The sequence below is a fragment of the Agromyces sp. H17E-10 genome (assembly GCF_022919715.1).
In the GTDB taxonomy this organism is placed as follows: Bacteria; Actinomycetota; Actinomycetes; order Actinomycetales; family Microbacteriaceae; genus Agromyces.
Map to the genome: position 1 here is coordinate 3,586,194 of NZ_CP095042.1, position 19,353 is coordinate 3,605,546.

Consider the following 19,353-nt stretch of genomic DNA (forward strand, 5'->3'; position numbering starts at 1 on the left):
ATGTCGGTCGGTCTCTACCTGTTGCGACGCGTGGGCGGGCTCCTGCTCGTGCTGCTCGTGACCTCGTTCCTCGTCTTCGGACTGCTGTACCTCGCGCCCGGCAGCCCGCTCGCGTTCATCCTCGGGCCGCGCGGCGGCACTCCCGAGCAGATCGCGGCGGTCACCGAGCAGTACCACCTGAACGACCCGTTCTTCGTGCGGTACGCGGCCTGGCTCGGCGACATCCTGCACGGCGACCTCGGCTACTCGATCGTCTACCGGCAGGAGGTCTCGACCCTGATCTCGGGCCGTGTGCCGACGACGCTCGTGCTCGTGTCGATGGCCGCGCTCATCATCGCGGTCGTCGGAATCCTTGCCGGCACGTACGCCGCGCTCCGGCGCGGCTGGGGCGACCAGCTCACGTCGACCCTCGCTGCGATCGGGCTCTCGACGCCCTCGTTCGTCATCGGCGTGGCGCTGATCAGCGTCTTCGCAGTGACGCTCGGCTGGTTCCCGACCTTCGGGTCGGGGACCGGCGGGGTCGACACGCTCTACCACCTGACGCTGCCGGCGATCGCGCTATCGGTCGCGAGCGCCGCCTATCTCGCACGGATCACGCGGGCGGCGGTGCTCGAGGAGAGCGGGCGCGAGCACGTGCAGACGGCGACCGTGCGCGGGCTCTCGCCGCAGCACATCGTGCGGCACCACGTGCTGCGCAACTCGCTCGTGCCCATCGTCACGGTGCTCGGCCTCACCGTCGCGACGCTCATCGCGGGCGCCGTCGTCGTCGAGAACGTCTTCGCGCTCGACGGTCTCGGGTCGCTGCTCGTGCGGGCGATCCTGCAGCAGGACTTCGCGGTCGTGCAGGCGGTGATCCTCGTGCTCGTCGTCGCGTTCGTCGTCGTCAACGCGATCGTCGACTTCCTCTACACGTTCATCGATCCGCGCATCGCGCTCGGGAGCCGGCAATGACCACCCCAACCACCACGAGCCTCGCCGTCGCGCGGGTGCGCGACCGGCGACGGTCGGGCCTCGTCGCCGCGACCCGCGACCGGCTCGGCGTCCTCGGCGGCACGGCCGCCGTCATCCTGTTCGTCATCATGCTCGCGGCCGCGCTCGCCCCGGTGATCGCGCCGTACGACCCCGACTTCCCCGACCTGCTCGCGGCGCTCTCGGGGCCGTCGCCGGCGCACCTGCTCGGCACCGACGCCCTCGGGCGCGACATCCTCTCGCGGCTCATCTGGGGCTCCCGGATCACGCTCGCCGGCCCCGGCCTCGTGATCCTCATCGCGACCGTCGTCGGCACCCTGCTGGCGTTGCTCGCGGCATGGCGCGGCGGACGCACCGACACGGGCATCACGTGGCTCCTCGACGTGCTCTTCGCGGTGCCCGGGATCGTGTTCGGGCTCATCGCGGTCGCCATCTGGGGCCCCGGCCTCGGCACCGTCGTCGCGGGCCTCTCGATCGCGTACATCCCGTACGTCGCGCGGGTCGTGCGCGGCGCGGCGCTCCGCGAACGCAACATGCCGTACGTCTCGGCGGCGTGGCTGCAGGGACAGTCGGGCACGGGCATCACGTTCACCCAGATCCTGCCGAACGTGCAGCCCATCGTGGTCGCGCAGGCGGTGTCGTCGCTCGGGTTCGCCGTCATCGACCTCGCCGCCGTGTCGTTCCTCGGGCTCGGCGTGCAGCCGCCGACCGCCGACCTCGGCCTCATGGTCAAGAGCGGGTTCGACTCGGTGCTGCGCGGCCACCCGATCGAGGCGATCGCGGCCGGCACCCTCATCGTCCTCATCGTCTGGTGCGTCACCGTCATCGGCGACCGCCTCACCTCCAGCGCAAGGAGCCTCCGATGACCTCACCACTGCTTCGGCTCGACGACGTGCGGGCGACGCTCCGCCTCAAGGCCGGGGAGCAGACCCTGCTGAACGGCGTCTCGTTCGAGATCGGCGAAGGCGAGGCCCTCGGGCTCGTCGGCGAGTCGGGATCGGGCAAGTCGCTCACCACGCGTGCGATCACGCGGATGCTGGGCCCGGAGTTCACCGTCAGCGGCGGGATCGGCTTCAACGGGGCATCCGTGCTCGACATGAACGCCGCCGCGCTGCGCAGGTACCGGCAGCGCGACGTGGGCATGATCTTCCAGGATCCCCGCGCCCACGTGAACCCCGTGCATCGGGTCGGCGACTTCCTCACCGAGGCGCTCGTGCTCGACCGCGGCGTCGACCGCCGCGAGGCCGAGCGGCGCGCGGTCGTGCTGCTCGACGAGGTCGGCGTGCGCAACCCCGAGCACCGGTTGCGGCAGTACCCGCACGAGCTCTCGGGCGGACTGCTGCAGCGGGTGATGATCGCGAGCGTGCTGCTCGCGGAACCCCGCCTCATCCTCGCCGACGAGCCGACCACGGCCCTCGACGTCACCGCGCAGTCCGACGTCATGGCCATCCTCGACGAGCAGCGCCGCGCCCGCGGGCTCTCGTTGCTGTTCATCACGCACGACCTCGAGCTCGCGGCGGCGTGCTGCGACCGGCTCGCCGTCATGTACGCGGGCGAGATCGTCGAGCAGGGCGCCCACGTGTACGACGCGCCGACCCATCCCTACACGATCGAGCTGCTCGGCGCGCGGCCGAGCATCGAGGAGCGGGTCGACCGGCTCCCGGTGCTGCGCTACGACCGTCAGACCCACGAACTCCTGAAGGCGGAGGCATGACCGACCGAACCGAACCCATCGTCGTCGCGAACCGGTTGCGCAAGGTGTACCCGGGCCGGGCGAAGGACGAACCGATCGTCGCCGTCGACGAGGTGTCGTTCGAGTTGTACCCGAACGAGTGCCTCGCCATCGTCGGCGAGTCGGGCTCGGGCAAGACGACCGTCGCACGCATGCTCGTCGGGCTCGAGAAGCTCACGGCCGGCGAGCTCTCGGTGCGCGGCGAGTCGCGCGCCGGGGGAGTGAAACGGCTCGCCGACCGTCGCCGCTGGGCGCGCGAGGTGCAGTACGTGTTCCAGGACCCGTACTCGTCGCTCAACGGGCGGCAGCGGGTCGGCGACATCATCGAGACGAGCGTCGCGCTGCACACCGCGGGTCGCGCCGGCCGCCGGGGCCCGGCACGCACCGCGGCGCTCGAGATCCTCGAGAGCGTGGGGCTCGGCGAGCAGTTCGCGTCGAAGTACCCGTATCAGCTCTCGGGCGGGCAGCGGCAGCGCGTGGCGATCGCCCGCGCGCTCGCCGCGGATCCCGCGGTCATCGTGCTCGACGAGGCGGTCGCCGCGCTCGACGTGTCGATCCAGGCGCAGATCCTCAACCTCCTGGCCGACATCCGGGCCGAGCGCGAGATCAGCTACCTCTTCATCTCGCACGACCTCGCCGTCGTCAACCAGATCTCCGACCGGATGATCGTGATGGAGCACGGGCTCGTGGTCGACTCGGGCGACACGGCGGCGCTGCTCGCCGACCCCTTGCACCCGTACACCCGCTCGCTGCGAGCCGCCGTGCCGCGGCCCGGCTGGCGGCCGGTGCGGCGCGAACGGCTGGCGTCGTAACAGGCGCGGGCAGCAGGCGACACGCGGCCGGCCGGATGCTGGACAAGTCCGGCCGGCTGCGGTGTCATTGAAGGACAGCGCGGATCGGTTCCGCTCGCATCCGCCGGGTACGCATTGGCTGGGGGTGCGTCGGGTGCAGTCGTCGAAGCCGCGCAACAGGCGCAACCGTGATTTCGTCGAGACGCGCACGCCGCTCGGGGTGCTCGGCGGCCTCGTCGGCTTCGTCGCCGCGAGCGCCGCGGTCGCCGCACTCGTGGTCGTCGCCGCGACCCCCGCGATCGCGATGGTCGGCCTGGCCGCGAGCGGCACGATCGGCATGTTCGACAGCCTGCCGAGCTACCTGCAGATCGGCGAGCTGAGCGAGAAGAGCAACATCTACGTCGTCCGCGACGGCAAGCCGAGCCTGATGGCGTCGTTCTACGACCAGAACCGGGTCGAGGTCGGCTGGACCGCGATCGACCAGGACGTGAAGGATGCGACGGTCGCGAGCGAGGACCCCAGGTTCTACGACCACGGCGGCATCGACCTGCAGGGCACGCTCCGCGCAGCGGTCACGACCGCGAGCGGGCGCGAGACCCAGGGCGGCTCGTCGATCGCCCAGCAGTACGTCAAGAACGTGCGCGTGCAGCAGTGCGAGGTCGAGACCGGCACGACCCAGGTCGATGAGGCCGAGGCCGCAGCCGAGGCCGCCGGCACCACGTTCGGCCAGGCCGAGCGCGACGAGGTCGTCGCGAAGGTGAAGTCGGACTGCTATGACGCGGTCACCGCGACGACGATCGATCGCAAGGTCAAGGAGATGCGGCTCGCGATCGGCGTCGAGAAGCGGTACAGCAAAGACGAGATCCTGCTCGGCTATCTCAACATCGCGGGTTTCGGCGGCACCGTGTACGGCATCGAGGCGGCAGCGAACTACTACTTCGGCACACCCGCGTCGCAGCTGAGCCTTCCGCAGGCGGCGTCGCTCGTCGCGATCGTGAACAACCCCGAGAAGTTCCGGCTCGACCGGCCGTCGAGCGAGACGAACGGCGCCGCGAACGGCTACGCGGCGAACCACACCCGCCGCGACTACATCCTGAAGCGCATGCTGTCGCTCGGCAAGATCACCCGCGACCGCTACGACGAGGCGATCGCGACGCCCGTGGAGCCGAAGATCACCGAACCGAGCACGGGCTGTCAGACCGCGTCGACGGGTGCGTACTTCTGCGACTACGTGAAGAACATCCTGCAGACCGACCCGACGTTCGGCGACGACGCCGAGACGCGCATGCTCAACTTCCGCCGCGGCGGGTACGACGTGTACACGACCCTCGACGTCGACCTGCAGGGAGCCGCCGTGCGGGCGATCGCCGAGAACGTGCCGATGACCTACCCCGGCTGGGACCTCGGCGGCGTGATCGTGAGCGTCGAGGTGGGCACGGGGCGTGTGCTCGCGATGGCGCAGAACAAGCACTACAGCCAGGACCCGGCGGTGCTCGCGTCCGGTCCCGAGTACACGAGCATCAACTACAACACCGATTTCGACCAGGGCGGTTCGAGCGGCTTCCAGCCCGGATCGACCTACAAGGTGTTCACGCTCGCGCGCTGGTTGCAGGAGGGCCATGGCCTGAGCGAGCGCGTCGACTCGAGACCGAGGTCGAACTGGGGCGTCTTCCACGACAGTTGTCTCGGCGACTACGACGTATCGGGCGAGGGCTGGAACCCGAAGAACGACGAGGGCGAGTCCGGCGGCGGCTACACCGCGCTGCAGTCGACCATCAACTCGATCAACACGGGCTACCTCGGCATGGCGAAGGAGCTCGACCTCTGCGGCATCCGCAAGGCCGCCGAGGCGTTCGGGATGCACCGGGCCGACGGCAACCCGCTGCAGGAGAGCCCGTCGACGGTGATCGGAACGAACGAGATCGCCCCGCTGAGCCTCGCGGTCGCCTTCGCGGGCATCGCGGACAACGGCCTGACCTGCACGCCCATCGCGATCGACCGCATCGTCGGCCGCGACGGCAAGGACGTGCCGCCGCCGAAGAGCACCTGCACGCAGGCGGTGGCGCCCGAGATCGCCGCGGGGATGCACTACGCGCTGAGCAGGGTCATGACCGACGGCACCGCCCAGCTGTCGAACGCGAACACGGTTCCGCACGTTCCGCTCATCGGCAAGACGGGCACGACCGACGGCGCGAAGGACACCTGGATGGCTGGCGCGAGCACGAAGGTCGCGACGGTCGCCGCCGTCGTGAGCGTGAACGGCGACGCCAACCAGCGCGGCATCTGGTTCGAGAGCGGGCGTGCTGCGGAAGCACGGCATCGGATGTGGCCGATGGTGATGTCGGTCGCCGCCGCGAAGTACGGGGGCGGCGAGTTCACGCAGCTCGGGCCCGGCCCCGTCGTCGAGCCGCCGCCCGGCGTTCGGAACGACTCGAACGGTTCCGACGACGTCGGTGACTCCGGCGGCACGGGCGACTCCGGCGGCCCAGGCGACTCCGGCGGCCCAGGCAACTCCGGCGGAAACGGCGGCGGACCGGGCAACGGCAACGGCAATGGCAACGGCAATGGCGGCGACGACACCGGCTGACCGGTGAGCACCGCCTGCCGCTCAGAAGTCGAGCGTGTCGCCCGGCTCGAGCGGCACGAACTCGCCGCCGTGCTGTTCGGTCGCCCACCCGAGCCGCACGTTCGACAGCGCCTTGCCCGCCCGCGAGAGCAGCATCTCGTGCGTCGGGAACGCGCGCCGGGGCGCGACGGCCTCGACGTAGTCCATCGCCTCCGAGATCTTCATCCACGGGGCGCCGGCCGGTGCGGCGAGCACGTCGACCGCGACCCCCTCGGGCACGGCGAACGAGTCGCCGGCGTAGTAGAGCGCCTCGTTCACGAGCACGCCGATGTTGTCGATCACGGGGATCGACCGGTGGATGACGGCGTGCTCGCCGCCGAAGAACCGCAGCCGGAACGGGCCGACCTCGACCTCGTCGCCCGCAGCCACGACCTCGACGGGATACCCCTCGGCGCGCGCCGCGACCCCCGCAGGACCGAAGATGCGCACCTCGGGATTCATGCCGACGATGCGGTCGAGCTGGTCGGGCGACCAGTGGTCGTCATGCTCGTGCGTGATGACCACGGCCACCGCCCCCGCCGACTCGGTGACGGGCGTCGTGAAGACGCCGGGATCGATGTACAGCTTGTCGCCCGAGTCCTCGACGACGAGGGCGGCGTGCTCGAGTTTCGTGAGGCGCATGCTCCGAGCCAACACCCGCGCGACAGGGCACCGCAAGCCGGTTGCGCAGCCGGTCGCGAGCGGGGGAGCGGCCGATTTGGAAACCGCCCGAAACCTGTGTCATACTCTTCGAGTTGCCGAAAACGGAACGAGATCCCGCAGGAGATCGATTCGACACACGGCCCCATCGTTTAGCGGCCTAGGACGCCGCCCTCTCACGGCGGTAGCGCGGGTTCAAATCCCGCTGGGGTCACGAACGGCAACACGACAGGACGCCCTCGCGAAAGCGGGGGCGTTCGTCGTTTCCGGGGCGGCATCCGTCATGGCGGTCAGCCGCTCCGCGGCATCCCGACGACGCCGGATGCCCCGGAGCGACGTGGCTCCGAGGCATCCGAGTCGTTCGGATCAGGCGACCGCGCTCACGACCGCACGGTCTCGATCGCCGGCTCGGCGGCGGCCGGCTCGACGGGCGCCGGAGGGATCGACACGGCGACGCCGTCGTGGATCTCGCCGGCGGCGACCTTGTGGTACGACATGCGGTCGATGAGCGCGAGCGCGAGCGCCGACAGGATGAACACGCAGTGGATGATCACCTGCCACATGACGCCCTCGCCCGTGTAGTCGTTGCCCGTCGTGTTCTCGGCGTGCGGGCTGCCGAGGTCGCCGACCTCGATGAACGTCTTCAGCAGGTGGATCGAGGAGATGCCGATGATCGCCATCGCCAACTTGACCTTGAGCACGTTGGCGTTGACGTGCGAGAGCCATTCGGGCTGGTCGGGGTGGTCGTCGACCCTGATGCGCGAGACGAAGGTCTCGTACCCGCCGATGATGACCATGATGAGCAGGTTGGCGATCATCACGACGTCGATGAGGCCGAGCACGAGCAGCATGATGTCCGCCTCGGTGAACGCATGCTCCTGGTCGATGAACACGCCGTCGACGAGGTGCCACAGCTCTTTGAGGAACACCCACACGTAGATCGCCTGGGCGACGATGAGCCCGAGGTAGAGGGGCGCTTGGAGCCAGCGGCTCGCGAAGATCGAGTACCCGATCACGGCGCTGCCGGGGGCCGGGCGGTACTGGCGGGCGGGGGTGGGCGTCGTTCTGGCGCTCAAGCTCTCTCCTCGGATTCGCGGGGTTCGAGTCTACGTGGGCCGCCCCGTCCGCTAGACTCGCCGGAGCGAAGGGGAGTATCCCGCGGGGCGAGCGCCCCGACCCACGATCGTCAGTACGAGCGCCGATGCAGCCGCTCCGGGCGTGGGAGTGACCGAGGTCACGAGGGAGAGACTTTCGGGTCCTGTCGTACCCTGATCCCCGAAAGGTTCAACGTGCTCGAACTCCCCATCTGGTTCGAAGTCGGCTCCCTCGTCGTCCTGACGCTCATCCTCGTCGGCGACCTGCTGCTCGTGCTCAAGCGCCCGCACGTGCCATCGATGAAGGAGTCGACCCTCTGGGTCGTCTTCTACGTCGTGCTCGCGCTCGTGTTCGCCGGGCTCATGTACCTCTTCGCGGGCGGTGAGTTCGCGGGCCAGTTCCTCGCGGGCTGGCTGACCGAGTACAGCCTCTCGATCGACAACCTCTTCGTGTTCGTCATCATCATGGCGAAGTTCGCCGTGCCGCGGAAGCTGCAGCAGGAGGTGCTCATGGTGGGCATCATCATCGCGCTCGTGCTGCGCGGCATCTTCATCCTGCTCGGCGCCTCGCTCATCGAGAACTTCAGCTGGATCTTCTACATCTTCGGCGCCTGGCTCGTCTGGACCGCGATCCAGCAGGTGCGCGGCGACCATGACGACGACGACTCCGACACGTTCGTCGTGCGGATGCTCCGCAAGCGCGTCCGCCTCACCGACGACTACGACGGGGTGAAGCTGCGCACGACGATCGACGGCAAGCGGTTCTTCACGCCGATGCTCATCGTCTTCATCGCGATCGGCACGACCGACCTGCTCTTCGCCCTCGACTCGATCCCCGCGATCTTCGGCATCACCCAGTCGGCGTTCATCGTGTTCACGGCGAACGTGTTCGCGCTCATGGGGCTGCGGCAGCTCTACTTCATGCTCGGCGGCCTCCTCGAGCGCCTCGAGTACCTGAAGTACGGCATCGCGTTCATCCTCGCCTTCATCGGGGTGAAGCTCGTGTTCCACGCGATGCACGTCAACGAGCTGCCGTTCCTGAACGGCGGCGAGCCGATCGAGTGGGCGCCCGAGATCTCGACGTGGATGTCGCTCGGCGTCATCGTGGTCGCCATGCTCGTGGCCACGGTCGCGAGCCTCGTCAAGGCGCGCGTCGACGCGAAGCGCCGCGGACACACGCTCATGGAGGAAGTGCCGCACTTCACCGACGACGCCGAGCGGTCGGGCCGCTGAGCCCCTCGTTCTCCACATGCGCGGGCGCCGGGGCGCCGGACTTGCTACCGTGGACGGGCGACGCCCCGGCGGCGTCGCTCGGGCTGCCGTCCCGACCGTCCCGCCCTACCGAGGAGTTCCGTGCCAGGTGATGCCGAGGGCGTCGTCGCCCTGACTCGCGGCTCAGCGCTCATCGCGCATTCGGCGCGCACCGATCTCGGACTCGTCCGCAGCGTGAACGAGGACGCGGTGTTCGCCGAGGCGCCGGTGTACCTCGTCGCCGACGGAATGGGCGGCCATGCCCGAGGCGACGCCGCCAGCCAGGCGGTCGTCGACACCTTCCGCCGTCACATCGAGCCGGGCACGCCGCCCTCGCCCGAGCAGGTCCTCGACGCGATCCACAGCTCGAACGACGCGGTGCGCGCGCTCAGCGACGACGGCGACGAGGGCACCGCGGTGGCCGGCACGACGCTCGCGGGCGTCGCGCTCGTCGACGCGGGCGACGCCGGCGGGTTCCACTGGATGGCGTTCAACATCGGCGACTCCCGCATCTACTCCTGGGACGGCCGCTCGCTCGAGCAGTTGAGCGTCGACCACTCGGCCGTGCAGGAGCTCATCGACGCCGGGCTGATCAGCGCCCACGACGCCGAACGCCACCCCGAGCGCAACGTGATCACGCGCGCGCTCGGGGCCGACGACCTCGTCGAGCCCGATGTCTGGCTCGTTCCGGCCGCGGGCCGCCAGGTGTTCCTCATCTGCTCCGACGGCCTCACGAAAGAGCTCGCCGACGATCGCATCGCGGCGATCCTCGCGGGCGACGCCGCCCACCCGGCGGGCATGGCGGGCGAACTCGTCGATGCGGCGCTCGCCCACGGCGGTCGCGACAACGTGAGCGTCGTGGTCGTCGAGTCCTCCATCGGCGGCGAGGCCGACGACGGCGAGGCCACGCGCGACCGGGGGGTCGAAGCGGTCGAAGAGACGAGACCACGAGAAGAGGGGGGTCGCGATGCCTGAGTTTCGCGCAGACGTGCAGGGCGACGCGGTCGCGGCGGTTCGGGCGGGGGCCGCGCTCATCGTGTCGGGCCCGGCGGCGCCTTCGATCGCGACCGAGCTGTGGCCGACCCTCAGCCCCGACGCGTCGACCGAGGTGATCGAGCGGCTGACGGCCGACGGCCTCGGACGCACACCAGACTTCGCGCTCGCGACCTGGTCGGGCGAGGCGGGAGCGCTCGGCACGGTCCGCATCATCGTGCGCGGCGCGTTCGAGGTCGTCGCGGGCGACGCGGTGGTGTCGGGTGCAGCCGTGTCGACCTGGGCCGAGCGCGTCGTCGAGGGCGTCGAGCGCATCATGGTGACCGCGGCGGGCATCGGGGCGGATGCCTCGTGGCTGCCCATCCTCGACGGCGTCGTGCCGACCGCGGCGATCGCGGTGCCCCACGCCGACGGGTCCGACGCATCGCCGGTGCGCAGTGCGGCGAGCTCGGCAGCGCCATCGCAGCCGGCCGGTCGGGTCGTGGCCGAGGCATCCGCGTCGAAGGGGCCGCAGACGGCGCCCACCGTGCTCGCGCCGGTGCCGCCCGCCAGCGTGCCCGAGACCCCGGCTCCCGAGGCGCCCGTCGTCGCCCCGGCTCCGGAGGCGCCCGTGCCGGCCCCGACCGCACCTGAGCACACGATCGCGCCCGTCGAAGAGACGATCGTCGGCGTCTCGGAGCTCATCCAGCCGCCCGCGGCGACCGCGGCCGGCGGGGCGGCCGAGCCCGAGACCGACCTCGACGAGACCATCGCACGACCGGCGGGCGAGTTCGTCTCGCCGCCGATCGGCGACGGCGACCACGACGGGCTGACGATCGCGAGTTCCGACATCCAGCGCCTGCGCGCCGAGCGCGACGCCTCCCGTCCGTCGGCACCCGAGGCGGCTTCGCCGGCCGCCGGGCCCGAGGTGCGGCTGCGCATGCCCGACGGCAGCTTCGAGCCGCTCGTGCACGAGATCGTGCTCGGTCGCGCCCCGAGTGTGAGCAAGGTCTCGGGCGGGCGCCTGCCGCGCATCGTCACGATCGGCCAGGGCGACGCCGACATCTCGCGCAGCCACGTGCGCCTCGCGCTCGAGGGCGGCACCGTCGTCGTCACCGACCTGCACTCGCGCAACGGCACCCTCGTCGTCGCGCCCGGCAAGCCGCCCGTGAAGCTGCGCGCGGGCGAGCCCACGCCCGTGCTGATCGGCACCGTCGTCGACCTCGGCGGCGGCTGGACCATCCAGGTGGTCGGCGACTGATGCGCCGCGCCCCGTCGACCCCGCCCGACCTGCCGGGCTACTCGTCGCTCGGCCTGCTCGGCTCGGGCGGCTTCGCCGACGTCTTCCTGTACGAGCAGAAGCTGCCGCGCCGCAAGGTCGCGGTCAAGGTGCTGCTCACCGAGGAGCTCGGCCGCGACACCCGCGCACAGTTCGTCGCCGAGGCGAACCTCATGGCGCAGCTGTCGGCGCACCCGTTCATCGTCACGATCTTCCACGCCGACGTGTCGGCCGACGGTCGGCCGTACTTCGTCATGGAGTACTGCTCGGGGCCGAGCCTCGCCGAGCGCTACAAGCGCGAGCCGTTCTCGGTCGAGGACGCGCTGCGTACGGGCGTGCGCCTCGCGGGCGCGATCGCCACGGCGCACGCCGCCGGCATCCTGCACCGCGACATCAAGCCCGCGAACGTGCTCACGAACGACTACGGCTGGCCCGCGCTCACCGACTTCGGCATCTCGTCGAACCTCGAGGGCGAACTGCCGGTGCACACGGTCACGGCGGCCGAGCTCGGCGCGACCGGGTCGGGTTCGGGCCAGTCGGCGGTCGGGCTCAGCGTGCCGTGGTCGCCCGCCGAGATGTTCGAGGACGACCCGAAGCCCGACACCCGCAGCGACGTGTTCTCGCTCGCGGCGACGGTCCACACGCTGCTCGCGGGTCGCACCCCGTTCGAGATCCCCGGCCGGTCGAACGGCTCGCTCGACCTCATGGGACGCATCGAGCGCGGGGCGATCACCCCGATCGGCCGGCCCGACGTGCCGGCGAGCCTGGTCGCGGTGCTCGCCAAGGGCATGGCCGTGCATCGTGCCGACCGCTACCCGAGCGCGGTCGAGTTCGCCCGCGCCCTGCAGCGCGTCGAGCTCGAGCTCGGGTACGCCGCCACGACGATCGAGGTGCCGAACCTCGGCGCCGAACGCGATGCCGCGCCGGCCGACGACGGCGCCGACGCGACGCGCGCCCGCACGGTGCAGACGGTCGAGGCGCAGGCGCCGCGTCCCGCACCGACCGCGATCGGCGCCCCGCCCGCGGCCGCCCCGGTCGCGGCATCCGCCCCAGCGCCCGGCGCCCCGCCGATCGACGACGACCGCACCCGCGCGCGGACGCCGCAGCAGGTGGTGGCGCAGCCGCAGCGACCCGCTCCCGTCGTCGACGACGCGACCGTGATCCGCGGTGCGGCGACCCCGACGGCCGGTGCGCCGGCGACCGATGCGACGATCGTGCGACCGCGCACGAACGTGGCCGAGGCGCCCGGCGCCGCCGCGACCGAGACGCGCGCGCCGCGTCGCGGGCGGGTCGGCGCGATCATCGCGGCCGCGGCCGGGGTCGTCATCGTGGCGGTCGTCGGCATCGCGATCGCGCTCGCGGGCACGTTCGCGACGCCCGAGCCCGAACCGACGCCCGACGGCGACGGGCAGGACGCGCTCATCGAGAACACGGTGCCGGTGGCGAAGGTCGAGTACGCGGGGGCGAAGGGATCGTCGGCGGTCTTCGAGGTCTCGCACGACCGCGCCGAAGACGGCGACCGCTATCGGTGGGCTCGCGCCGACGGCTCGGGCACGACCGCGGTCACCGAGGAGTCGACCATCACGGTCGACAACCCGGGTGGGGGAGTCGTCTGCATCGACGTCCAGGTGCAGCGCGGCAGCAAGACGTCGGAGCAAGTGAGGGGATGCTCGGAATGAGGCCGTTGCGTGTCGAATACTGCGGGGAGTGGTACACGGTCGAGGCCGGGGGAGAGCCGTTCACCATCGGGCGCGACTCCGATCTCACGATCGACGAGAACCCCTACCTGCACCGGACGTTCCTGACGCTCTCGAGCGAGTACGGGCTCTGGTGGCTCTCGAACGTCGGGCAGCTGCTGTCGGCGACCGTTTCCGACGCGACGGGCAGCGTGCAGGCCTGGGTCGCACCCGGCGCCAAGCTGCCCCTCGTCTTCCAGACCGTGCACGTCATGTTCAGCGCCGGCGCGACCACGTACGACTTCACGGTGCACGCCGAGGAGGACTTCTACAACACGTCGCTCACGGCCACCCCTGCCGACGGCGGCACCACCGTCATGCCGGTGACGCTCACGACCAGCCAGCGACTGCTCGTGGTGGCGCTCGCCGAGCACGTGCTCGCCCAGCCCGCGGCCGGCCGGGCTGCCGTGCCGACCTCCGCCGAGGCGGCCGCCCGCCTCGGCTGGAGCATGACGACGTTCAACCGCAAGCTCGACAACGTGTGCGAGAAGCTCGACCGCATCGGCGTCGACGGGCTGCGCGGCGGTCGCGGCAAGCTCGCGACGAACCGGCGCGCCCGGCTCGTCGAGTACGCCGTCGCGACCCGCCTCGTGAGTGCCGACGACCTTCCGCTGCTCGACCGCCCGGCCGCCGATGCCGACGACGCCGCTCGGTCGTGAGTCGCGCGCCGTCCAGCCCGAGGCCGTAGGGCTGTGAAGCGGCCGGGGCGATCCGTCCCGGACGTTGAGCGACGACCGTGGGTCGAGCCCGCATGGGCATCGCTCCCCATGTGATCGCTCGGACGAGCCGTGTTAGCGTGTACCCCGTTGTGGGGGTCGATCGCCTCACGTCCATGTCCGCAGTGAACCCGGGGAGCCATCGTGGGAACCTTCGCGTCGTGGGTGCGCGCGCGCAAGGCGACGGCGACCGTGGTCGCCCTGACGCTGCTCGCCGGAGTGCCGCTGACGTTCGCGGTGCTGCACCAGGGCTTCCCCGTGACCGATCCCGACCTCGACGCGCGCGACGTGTGGGTCACGAACGGCAAAGACCTGCTCGCCGGTCGGCTCAACCGTCCGATCGGCGAGCTCGATGCCGCCGTCAACACGGCGACGAACGAGTTCGATGTGCTGCAGAACGGCGACGACGCCTTCCTCTACGACCGGAGCATCGGTTCGATCGAGCGCATCGACCCGTCGTTCACGACGCTCACCGAGCGCATCGACGTTCCGCCGGGCTCCTCCGTCGCCTACGGCGGCGACGTGATCGCCGTGCTCTCGCCGAAGGGTGAACTGTGGACTGTGCAGGCCGGCTCGGCACTGTCGTTCGACGCCGCCGGAACCGATCCGCTCCTGAAGCTCGGCAAGGGTGCGCAGGTCGCCGTCTCGAGCGAGGGCACGGTCTTCGCGACCAGGCCCGGCAAGCGTCTGCTGTACACGATCGCCGTCGACGGCGATCCGCAGAAGCGCAGCACGCCGAAGCTGGGTGCGCACCGCCTCGCCGCGGTCGGTGAGCGGGCGGTGATCCTCGACGAAGACGAGAACCGGCTGATCGCGGGCGACACCGCCGTCGACCTGCCCGAGCAGGGCCTGCGCCTGCAGCAGTCGGGTGCCGAGCACGATGTCGCCCTCGTCGCGTCCGCCGAGTCCCTGCTCGAGGTTCCGCTGTCGGGCGGCGAGGTCCGCGTCATCCCGTCGGGCGGCGACGCCGCGGCCGAGAAGGCGTCGCAGGTGGCGGCACCGGTGTGGCTGAACGGCTGCGCCCACGCCGCATGGTCGACCTCGTCGCGCTACCTCGCCGTGTGCGACGGCAAGGAGCCCCGTTCGCAGGAGATCGAGCAGAAGACCGCGGGCCAGCGGCTCGAGTTCCGGGTGAACCGCAACGTCATCGTGCTCAACAACCTCTCGAACGGCAACGCCTGGCTCGTGGACTCCGACCTGCGGCTCGTCGACAACTGGGAGGAGGTCACCCCGCCCGAGGAGTCCGACGACGAGGAGGGCGAGGAGAAGAGCTCGCGCCAGAACTTCGAGGACACCCTCGCGGAGCGGGGTCCCGTCAACCGACCGCCGCTCGCGCGCGACGACGAGTTCGGCGTGCGGCCCGAGCGAACCACCATCCTCGAGGTGCTCGAGAACGACACCGACCCCGACGGCGACGTGCTCACCGTCGCCGAGCTTCCGACGGTGAGCGGCGCACAGGGGCGCCTCGAACTCATCGACGGCGGGCGGGCGCTCCAGTTCACGCCCGAGAAGGGGGCGGCCGGCACCGCCTCGTTCCGGTACACGGTCGACGACGGGCGCGGCGGCAAGGCCGAGGCATCCGTGAACGTGCGCATCAGGCCCGAGAGCGCCAACGAGGCGCCGGTCTCGATGCGCAACGGCGCCACGGCCGTCGAGCAGAACCGGCAGATCTCGTACAACGTGCTCGCCGACTGGAACGATCCCGACGGCGACGACGTCTACCTCGTGAACGCCTCGCCGACGAGCGGCGACTCGGTGCGGTTCAGCCCCGACGGGCTCGTCACGTTCGCCCATCGATCGGGTGAGCTCGGCACGAAGGAGGTGCAGTACGTCGTCTCCGACGGGCAGACCGAGGCGTCGGGCACCCTCGAGGTCGAGGTGAAGCCGAGCGGCACCCTGAACCCCGTCGGCACACCCGACTTCGCACAGGTGTTCGTCGGCGAATCGGTCGCAATCGAACCGCTCGCGAACGACCTCACGCCCTCGGGGGCCCCGCTCGAGCTCGCCGGCGTGCAAGAGGTGCCCGACGGCGCCGAGGTCACGCCCAACCTCGAGCGCGGCACGATCACGTTCTCGTCCGACGAGCCGGGCGAATACGTCTTCCTCTACGACCTCGCGGCCGGCACGGCGACGAGCATCGGGCTCGTCCGGGTGCAGGTGAACGAGGCACCCGACGATGCGCCCGACCCGATCGCGGTGAAGGACACCGCGTACCTGCGGCCAGGCGAACCGACGACGGTGCCCGTGCTCGCCAACGACGTGTCGCCCTCGGGGCGCGTGCTCGCGGTGCAGTCGGTCGACGACTCGGCGACCGACGACCTCGTGTCGGTCGAGATCCTCACGAACACTGCGGCGCGCGTCACCGCGTCGGAGGCGCTCGACCGGCAGCTGCAGTTCACCTACACGATCTCCGACGGGGTGAACACCGCGACGGCGTCGGTCACGGTCGTGCCGGTGCCGCCCCTCGTCAAGCACCAGCCGCCGGTGGCCGCCGACGACAGCGTCAACGTGCGTGCGGGCGACATCGTCTCGGTGCCGGTGCTCGCCAACGACTACCACCCCGACGCGGCGGCGATCCACGTGCTGCCCGAGCTCTCGAAGGTCGTCGCCGAAGGCGGGCTCGCGTTCGTGAACGGCGACCGGGTGCGGTTCCAGGCGCCGAAGACGCCGGGTACGTACAGCGCCGTGTACACGATCGGCGACGACTTCGAGCAGACGGCGCGGGCGACCGTGCACTTCACGGTCATCGGCCCCGACCCCGAGAACAATCGGGCGCCGCTGCCGACGCCGCTCACCTCGCGCACGTTCGAGGGCTCGACGGTGAAGATCGACGTGCCGCTCGACGGCATCGACCCCGACGGCGACTCGGTCACCCTGACGGGCATCGCGTCGGCGCCCGCACTCGGCCGCATCATCGACCGCACGAGCACGTCGATCACCTACGAGGCGCTCACCGGCTCGGCCGGAACCGACAGCTTCCAGTACGAGGTCCAGGACACCGCCGGAGCGAAGTCCACCGGGGTCGCACGCATCGGCGTCATCCCGCGCCCCGCCGTACAGCTGCCGCCGAAGGCGGTCGACGACACGATCGAGATGAAGCCCGGCCGCACCGTCGGAGTCGAAGTCCTCCTCAACGACTCCGACCCGTCGGGGTACGAGCTGCACGTGGCGGGTCTGCCCGACGTCGACGAGGGCATCGAGGCCGAGATCCGCGACCGGCGCCGCGTCGTCGTCACAGCGCCCGACACCGAGGGCGCCTACACGATCCGCTACGAGATCTCGAACGGCCACGGCGGCGCCGACGCGGCGTTCCTGCAGGTCGCGGTCACCGACGACGCCGTCATCCCGCCGCCCACCGCCGAAGACCAGGTGATCGAGCCCGAACAGGTCGTCGACGTCGATTCGGTGAACGTTCGTCCGCTGAACGACGCGACGAACCCCGGCGGGCTCGTCGAAGACCTGAAGGTGACCGTCGAAGGCCCCAACGCGGGGCGCGCCGAGGTGCTCTCCGACGGCAGCATCGACGTGAAGCCCGGTCGCGAGCGGTTCGCGGTCGCCTACCGGCTCACGAACGAACTCGACGACCTCTCGGCGATGGCGTTCGTCATCGTGCCGCCGATCCCCGGCGAGGACGTGCCCGAGGAGACCCAGCGGCCGAAGACGCCCGAGGAGCTCGCAGCCGAGGAGAAGGCGAAGTTCCCGGCACCGCACCTCGCGGCCATGGACCCCGTGATCGTGCCCATGAACGGCAGCATCACGTGGGACCTGAACGACATCGTCGTCGTGCCGTCGGGCAAGCCGCCGCTCATCCTGTCGGCCTCGGCGACGAACGCGAAGGAAGCGCCGATGGTCGACGGCCAGACGCTGCAGTACGTGCCGGAACAGGACTACCGCGGTTCGGCGGCCGTCACGTTCGAGGTCACCGACGGCGAGAGCGCGTCCGACCCGGTCGGCCGCACGGCGATCCTCACGATTCCCATCACGGTGGGCGACCCGAACTTCAACGACACCCCACCGACGTTCACGCCGCGCACCGAGACGATCGAGGCCGGCGAGAAGCCGCTCGCGGTCGACCTGCGGTCGTCGACCTTCCAGCCGAACCCCGACAACATCGAGCGCGTCGAGTACACGAACCTCGACGGCGCGACCGACGAGATCCAGGCCTCGATCGACGGCGGCACCCTCACGGTCTCCTCCGAGCTCGGCGTGCAGCCGGGCACCTCGACGAGGCTCACCTTCGACCTGAAGTTCGAGTCGTTCACCGTGCCCGGGTACGTCGACGTCAAGGTCGTCTCGTCGACCCGCGCGAAGCCGATCGCGAAGGACGACGGCCCGATCGAGATGGTGCGCAGCGACACGAAGGACGTCGACGTGCTCGCGAACGACTTCAACCCGTTCAACGCCGAGGGCGAGAAGCTGCGCGTCGTCGCGGCCGAGATCGACTCGCAGAACGTCGGTTCGAACGCCTCCGTGAGCCACACCGAGTCGGGTATCACGGTGCGCACGGGCGCGTCGTTCACTGGTGAGCTGAGCGTCATCTACCGGATCGGCGACGCGACGATGGACCCGGCCCGCGAGACGCAGGGGCGTGTGCAGGTGATCGTGCGCGACCGCCCCGATGCCCCGACGCTCACGGGCCTCGTCGAGGGCGACGGCTGGATCGACCTCACGTGGCGCGCGAACGCCACGAACAACTCGCCGATCACCGGGTACGTCGTCTCGTATGCGGGCAAGGAGGCGACCTTCCCGGCGACGGCCGACGGCACCCCGCAACGCATCACGCAGCTCGCCAACGGAACCTCGTACACCTTCACGGTGCGTGCGGTCAACGCTATCGGCACCTCTGACGCCTCGAACTCGATGAGCGGTGTGCCGTACGGCGTGCCGACGCCGCCGCAGGGCGTCTCGCTCACGGCGGCGCAGGACGGCAGCGGCAGGCTCACGATGGACTGGACGCGCCCGGCCGACAACGGAGGCCGCGCCGTGCAGCGCTACGAGTGGAACTACACCGTCGGCGGCAGTGCCTCAGGGTCGACGACGGCGACCTCAGACACCGCGAACGGGTCGAACGGCACGACGTACCGCTACCAGGTGCGAGCCTGCAATGCGCGAGGGTGCGGCGCCTACGCGGCGTCGAACTCGGCCACGCCGACGAAGCCGCCGCCCCCTGCGGCATCCGGATCGATCGGCAAGGGGGCGAGCCATGCTTGCGATTCGGGCGGCGGCGGATGCGCCGACGTGCGCATCACCTGGAGCAACATGGACCCGGGCACGTACAAGGTGTACGTGGTCGTGAACGGCTCGTGGAGCAACTGGAAGGGCACCTACGACGTCGGTGCGAACGGTCGACTTCAGTTGCAGAACCACCTCGGCATCCGGTCGGCCGGCGAGCGGATCGCGGTGCGCTTCGAGAACGTGGGCGGCGGAACATCCAAGACCCTCGGTGAGATCAGCGGGAGCCAATGGAACAGCATCCCGTACGACACATGGTGAACCGCCACCGACGACTGTCCGACGAACCCCGCTCTGACGAGCGACCCGTACACCC

General features: G+C 70.6%; 13 protein-coding genes and 1 tRNA gene. 12 read left to right on the forward strand and 2 right to left on the reverse strand.

The window, feature by feature from the left end:
- The 5 genes from MUN74_RS16260 (at position 1) to MUN74_RS16280 (ending at position 6,079) form a co-directional block, all read left to right on the forward strand.
- On the forward strand, positions 1–951 hold the full coding sequence (locus MUN74_RS16260) for an ABC transporter permease (RefSeq protein WP_244853616.1): 951 nt from the start codon (positions 1–3) through the stop codon (positions 949–951).
- On the forward strand, positions 948–1,835 hold the full coding sequence (locus tag MUN74_RS16265; protein ID WP_244853618.1) for an ABC transporter permease: 888 nt from the start codon (positions 948–950) through the stop codon (positions 1,833–1,835). The genes MUN74_RS16260 and MUN74_RS16265 overlap by 4 nt, the downstream gene beginning before the upstream one ends.
- On the forward strand, positions 1,832–2,683 hold the full coding sequence (locus MUN74_RS16270; protein ID WP_244853620.1) for an ABC transporter ATP-binding protein: 852 nt from the start codon (positions 1,832–1,834) through the stop codon (positions 2,681–2,683). Before MUN74_RS16265 ends, MUN74_RS16270 begins: the two co-directional genes overlap by 4 nt.
- Positions 2,680–3,513, forward strand: a complete 834-nt coding sequence (locus MUN74_RS16275) for an ATP-binding cassette domain-containing protein (protein WP_244853621.1) — start codon at positions 2,680–2,682, stop codon at positions 3,511–3,513. The genes MUN74_RS16270 and MUN74_RS16275 overlap by 4 nt, the downstream gene beginning before the upstream one ends.
- Before the next feature lie 133 nt (positions 3,514–3,646).
- Entirely contained in the window at positions 3,647–6,079 is a 2,433-nt protein-coding gene (locus tag MUN74_RS16280; RefSeq protein ID WP_244853623.1) for a transglycosylase domain-containing protein, read from the forward strand.
- Between the two features lie 21 nt (positions 6,080–6,100).
- Here the strand turns inward: MUN74_RS16280 and MUN74_RS16285 are convergent, their stop codons facing one another.
- Entirely contained in the window at positions 6,101–6,739 is a 639-nt protein-coding gene (locus tag MUN74_RS16285) for an MBL fold metallo-hydrolase (protein ID WP_244853625.1), read from the reverse strand.
- A gap of 159 nt (positions 6,740–6,898) precedes the next feature.
- Here MUN74_RS16285 and MUN74_RS16290 point away from each other — a divergent pair.
- A tRNA-Glu gene (locus tag MUN74_RS16290) sits at positions 6,899–6,971 on the forward strand.
- 166 nt (positions 6,972–7,137) lie between these two features.
- On the opposite strand, the gene MUN74_RS16295 is transcribed toward MUN74_RS16290, so the two are convergent.
- Positions 7,138–7,833, reverse strand: a complete 696-nt coding sequence (locus tag MUN74_RS16295; protein WP_244853626.1) for a TIGR00645 family protein — start codon at positions 7,831–7,833, stop codon at positions 7,138–7,140.
- Positions 7,834–8,046: 213 nt separating this feature from the next.
- Here MUN74_RS16295 and MUN74_RS16300 point away from each other — a divergent pair, with 213 nt between their 5' ends.
- The 6 genes from MUN74_RS16300 to MUN74_RS16325 all read left to right on the forward strand — a co-directional run bounded on the left by MUN74_RS16300 (position 8,047) and on the right by MUN74_RS16325 (position 19,298).
- Positions 8,047–9,084, forward strand: coding sequence for a TerC family protein (locus tag MUN74_RS16300; protein ID WP_244853627.1), 1,038 nt, complete (start codon positions 8,047–8,049; stop codon positions 9,082–9,084).
- 120 nt (positions 9,085–9,204) lie between these two features.
- Positions 9,205–10,077: a PP2C family protein-serine/threonine phosphatase gene (locus tag MUN74_RS16305; protein WP_244853628.1), complete on the forward strand. Its 873-nt coding sequence runs from the start codon at positions 9,205–9,207 to the stop codon at positions 10,075–10,077.
- The gene (locus MUN74_RS16310) at positions 10,070–11,335 is read left to right on the forward strand and encodes an FHA domain-containing protein (RefSeq protein ID WP_244853629.1); all 1,266 of its coding nucleotides are present in this window, start codon (positions 10,070–10,072) and stop codon (positions 11,333–11,335) included. The genes MUN74_RS16305 and MUN74_RS16310 overlap by 8 nt, the downstream gene beginning before the upstream one ends.
- The gene (locus tag MUN74_RS16315; protein ID WP_244853630.1) at positions 11,335–13,032 is read left to right on the forward strand and encodes a serine/threonine-protein kinase; all 1,698 of its coding nucleotides are present in this window, start codon (positions 11,335–11,337) and stop codon (positions 13,030–13,032) included. Before MUN74_RS16310 ends, MUN74_RS16315 begins: the two co-directional genes overlap by 1 nt.
- Positions 13,029–13,748 carry an FHA domain-containing protein gene (locus tag MUN74_RS16320; RefSeq protein WP_244853632.1) on the forward strand — a complete coding sequence of 240 codons (720 nt, stop codon included), beginning with the start codon at positions 13,029–13,031 and terminating at the stop codon, positions 13,746–13,748. Before MUN74_RS16315 ends, MUN74_RS16320 begins: the two co-directional genes overlap by 4 nt.
- A gap of 201 nt (positions 13,749–13,949) precedes the next feature.
- Entirely contained in the window at positions 13,950–19,298 is a 5,349-nt protein-coding gene (locus tag MUN74_RS16325) for an Ig-like domain-containing protein (RefSeq protein WP_244853634.1), read from the forward strand.
- The last annotated feature ends 55 nt before the right edge of the window (positions 19,299–19,353 follow it).

Bases quoted from the DNA above. Each gene is read 5' to 3' on its own strand.
- MUN74_RS16260 (WP_244853616.1), top strand. From the start codon at position 1: ATGTCGGTCGGTCTCTACCTGTTGCGACGCGTGGGCGGGCTCCTGCTC.
- MUN74_RS16265 (WP_244853618.1), top strand. From the start codon at position 948: ATGACCACCCCAACCACCACGAGCCTCGCCGTCGCGCGGGTGCGCGAC.
- MUN74_RS16270 (WP_244853620.1), top strand. From the start codon at position 1,832: ATGACCTCACCACTGCTTCGGCTCGACGACGTGCGGGCGACGCTCCGC.
- MUN74_RS16275 (WP_244853621.1), top strand. From the start codon at position 2,680: ATGACCGACCGAACCGAACCCATCGTCGTCGCGAACCGGTTGCGCAAG.
- MUN74_RS16285 (WP_244853625.1), bottom strand. From the start codon at position 6,739: ATGCGCCTCACGAAACTCGAGCACGCCGCCCTCGTCGTCGAGGACTCG.
- MUN74_RS16310 (WP_244853629.1), top strand. From the start codon at position 10,070: ATGCCTGAGTTTCGCGCAGACGTGCAGGGCGACGCGGTCGCGGCGGTT.
- MUN74_RS16315 (WP_244853630.1), top strand. From the start codon at position 11,335: ATGCGCCGCGCCCCGTCGACCCCGCCCGACCTGCCGGGCTACTCGTCG.
- MUN74_RS16320 (WP_244853632.1), top strand. From the start codon at position 13,029: ATGAGGCCGTTGCGTGTCGAATACTGCGGGGAGTGGTACACGGTCGAG.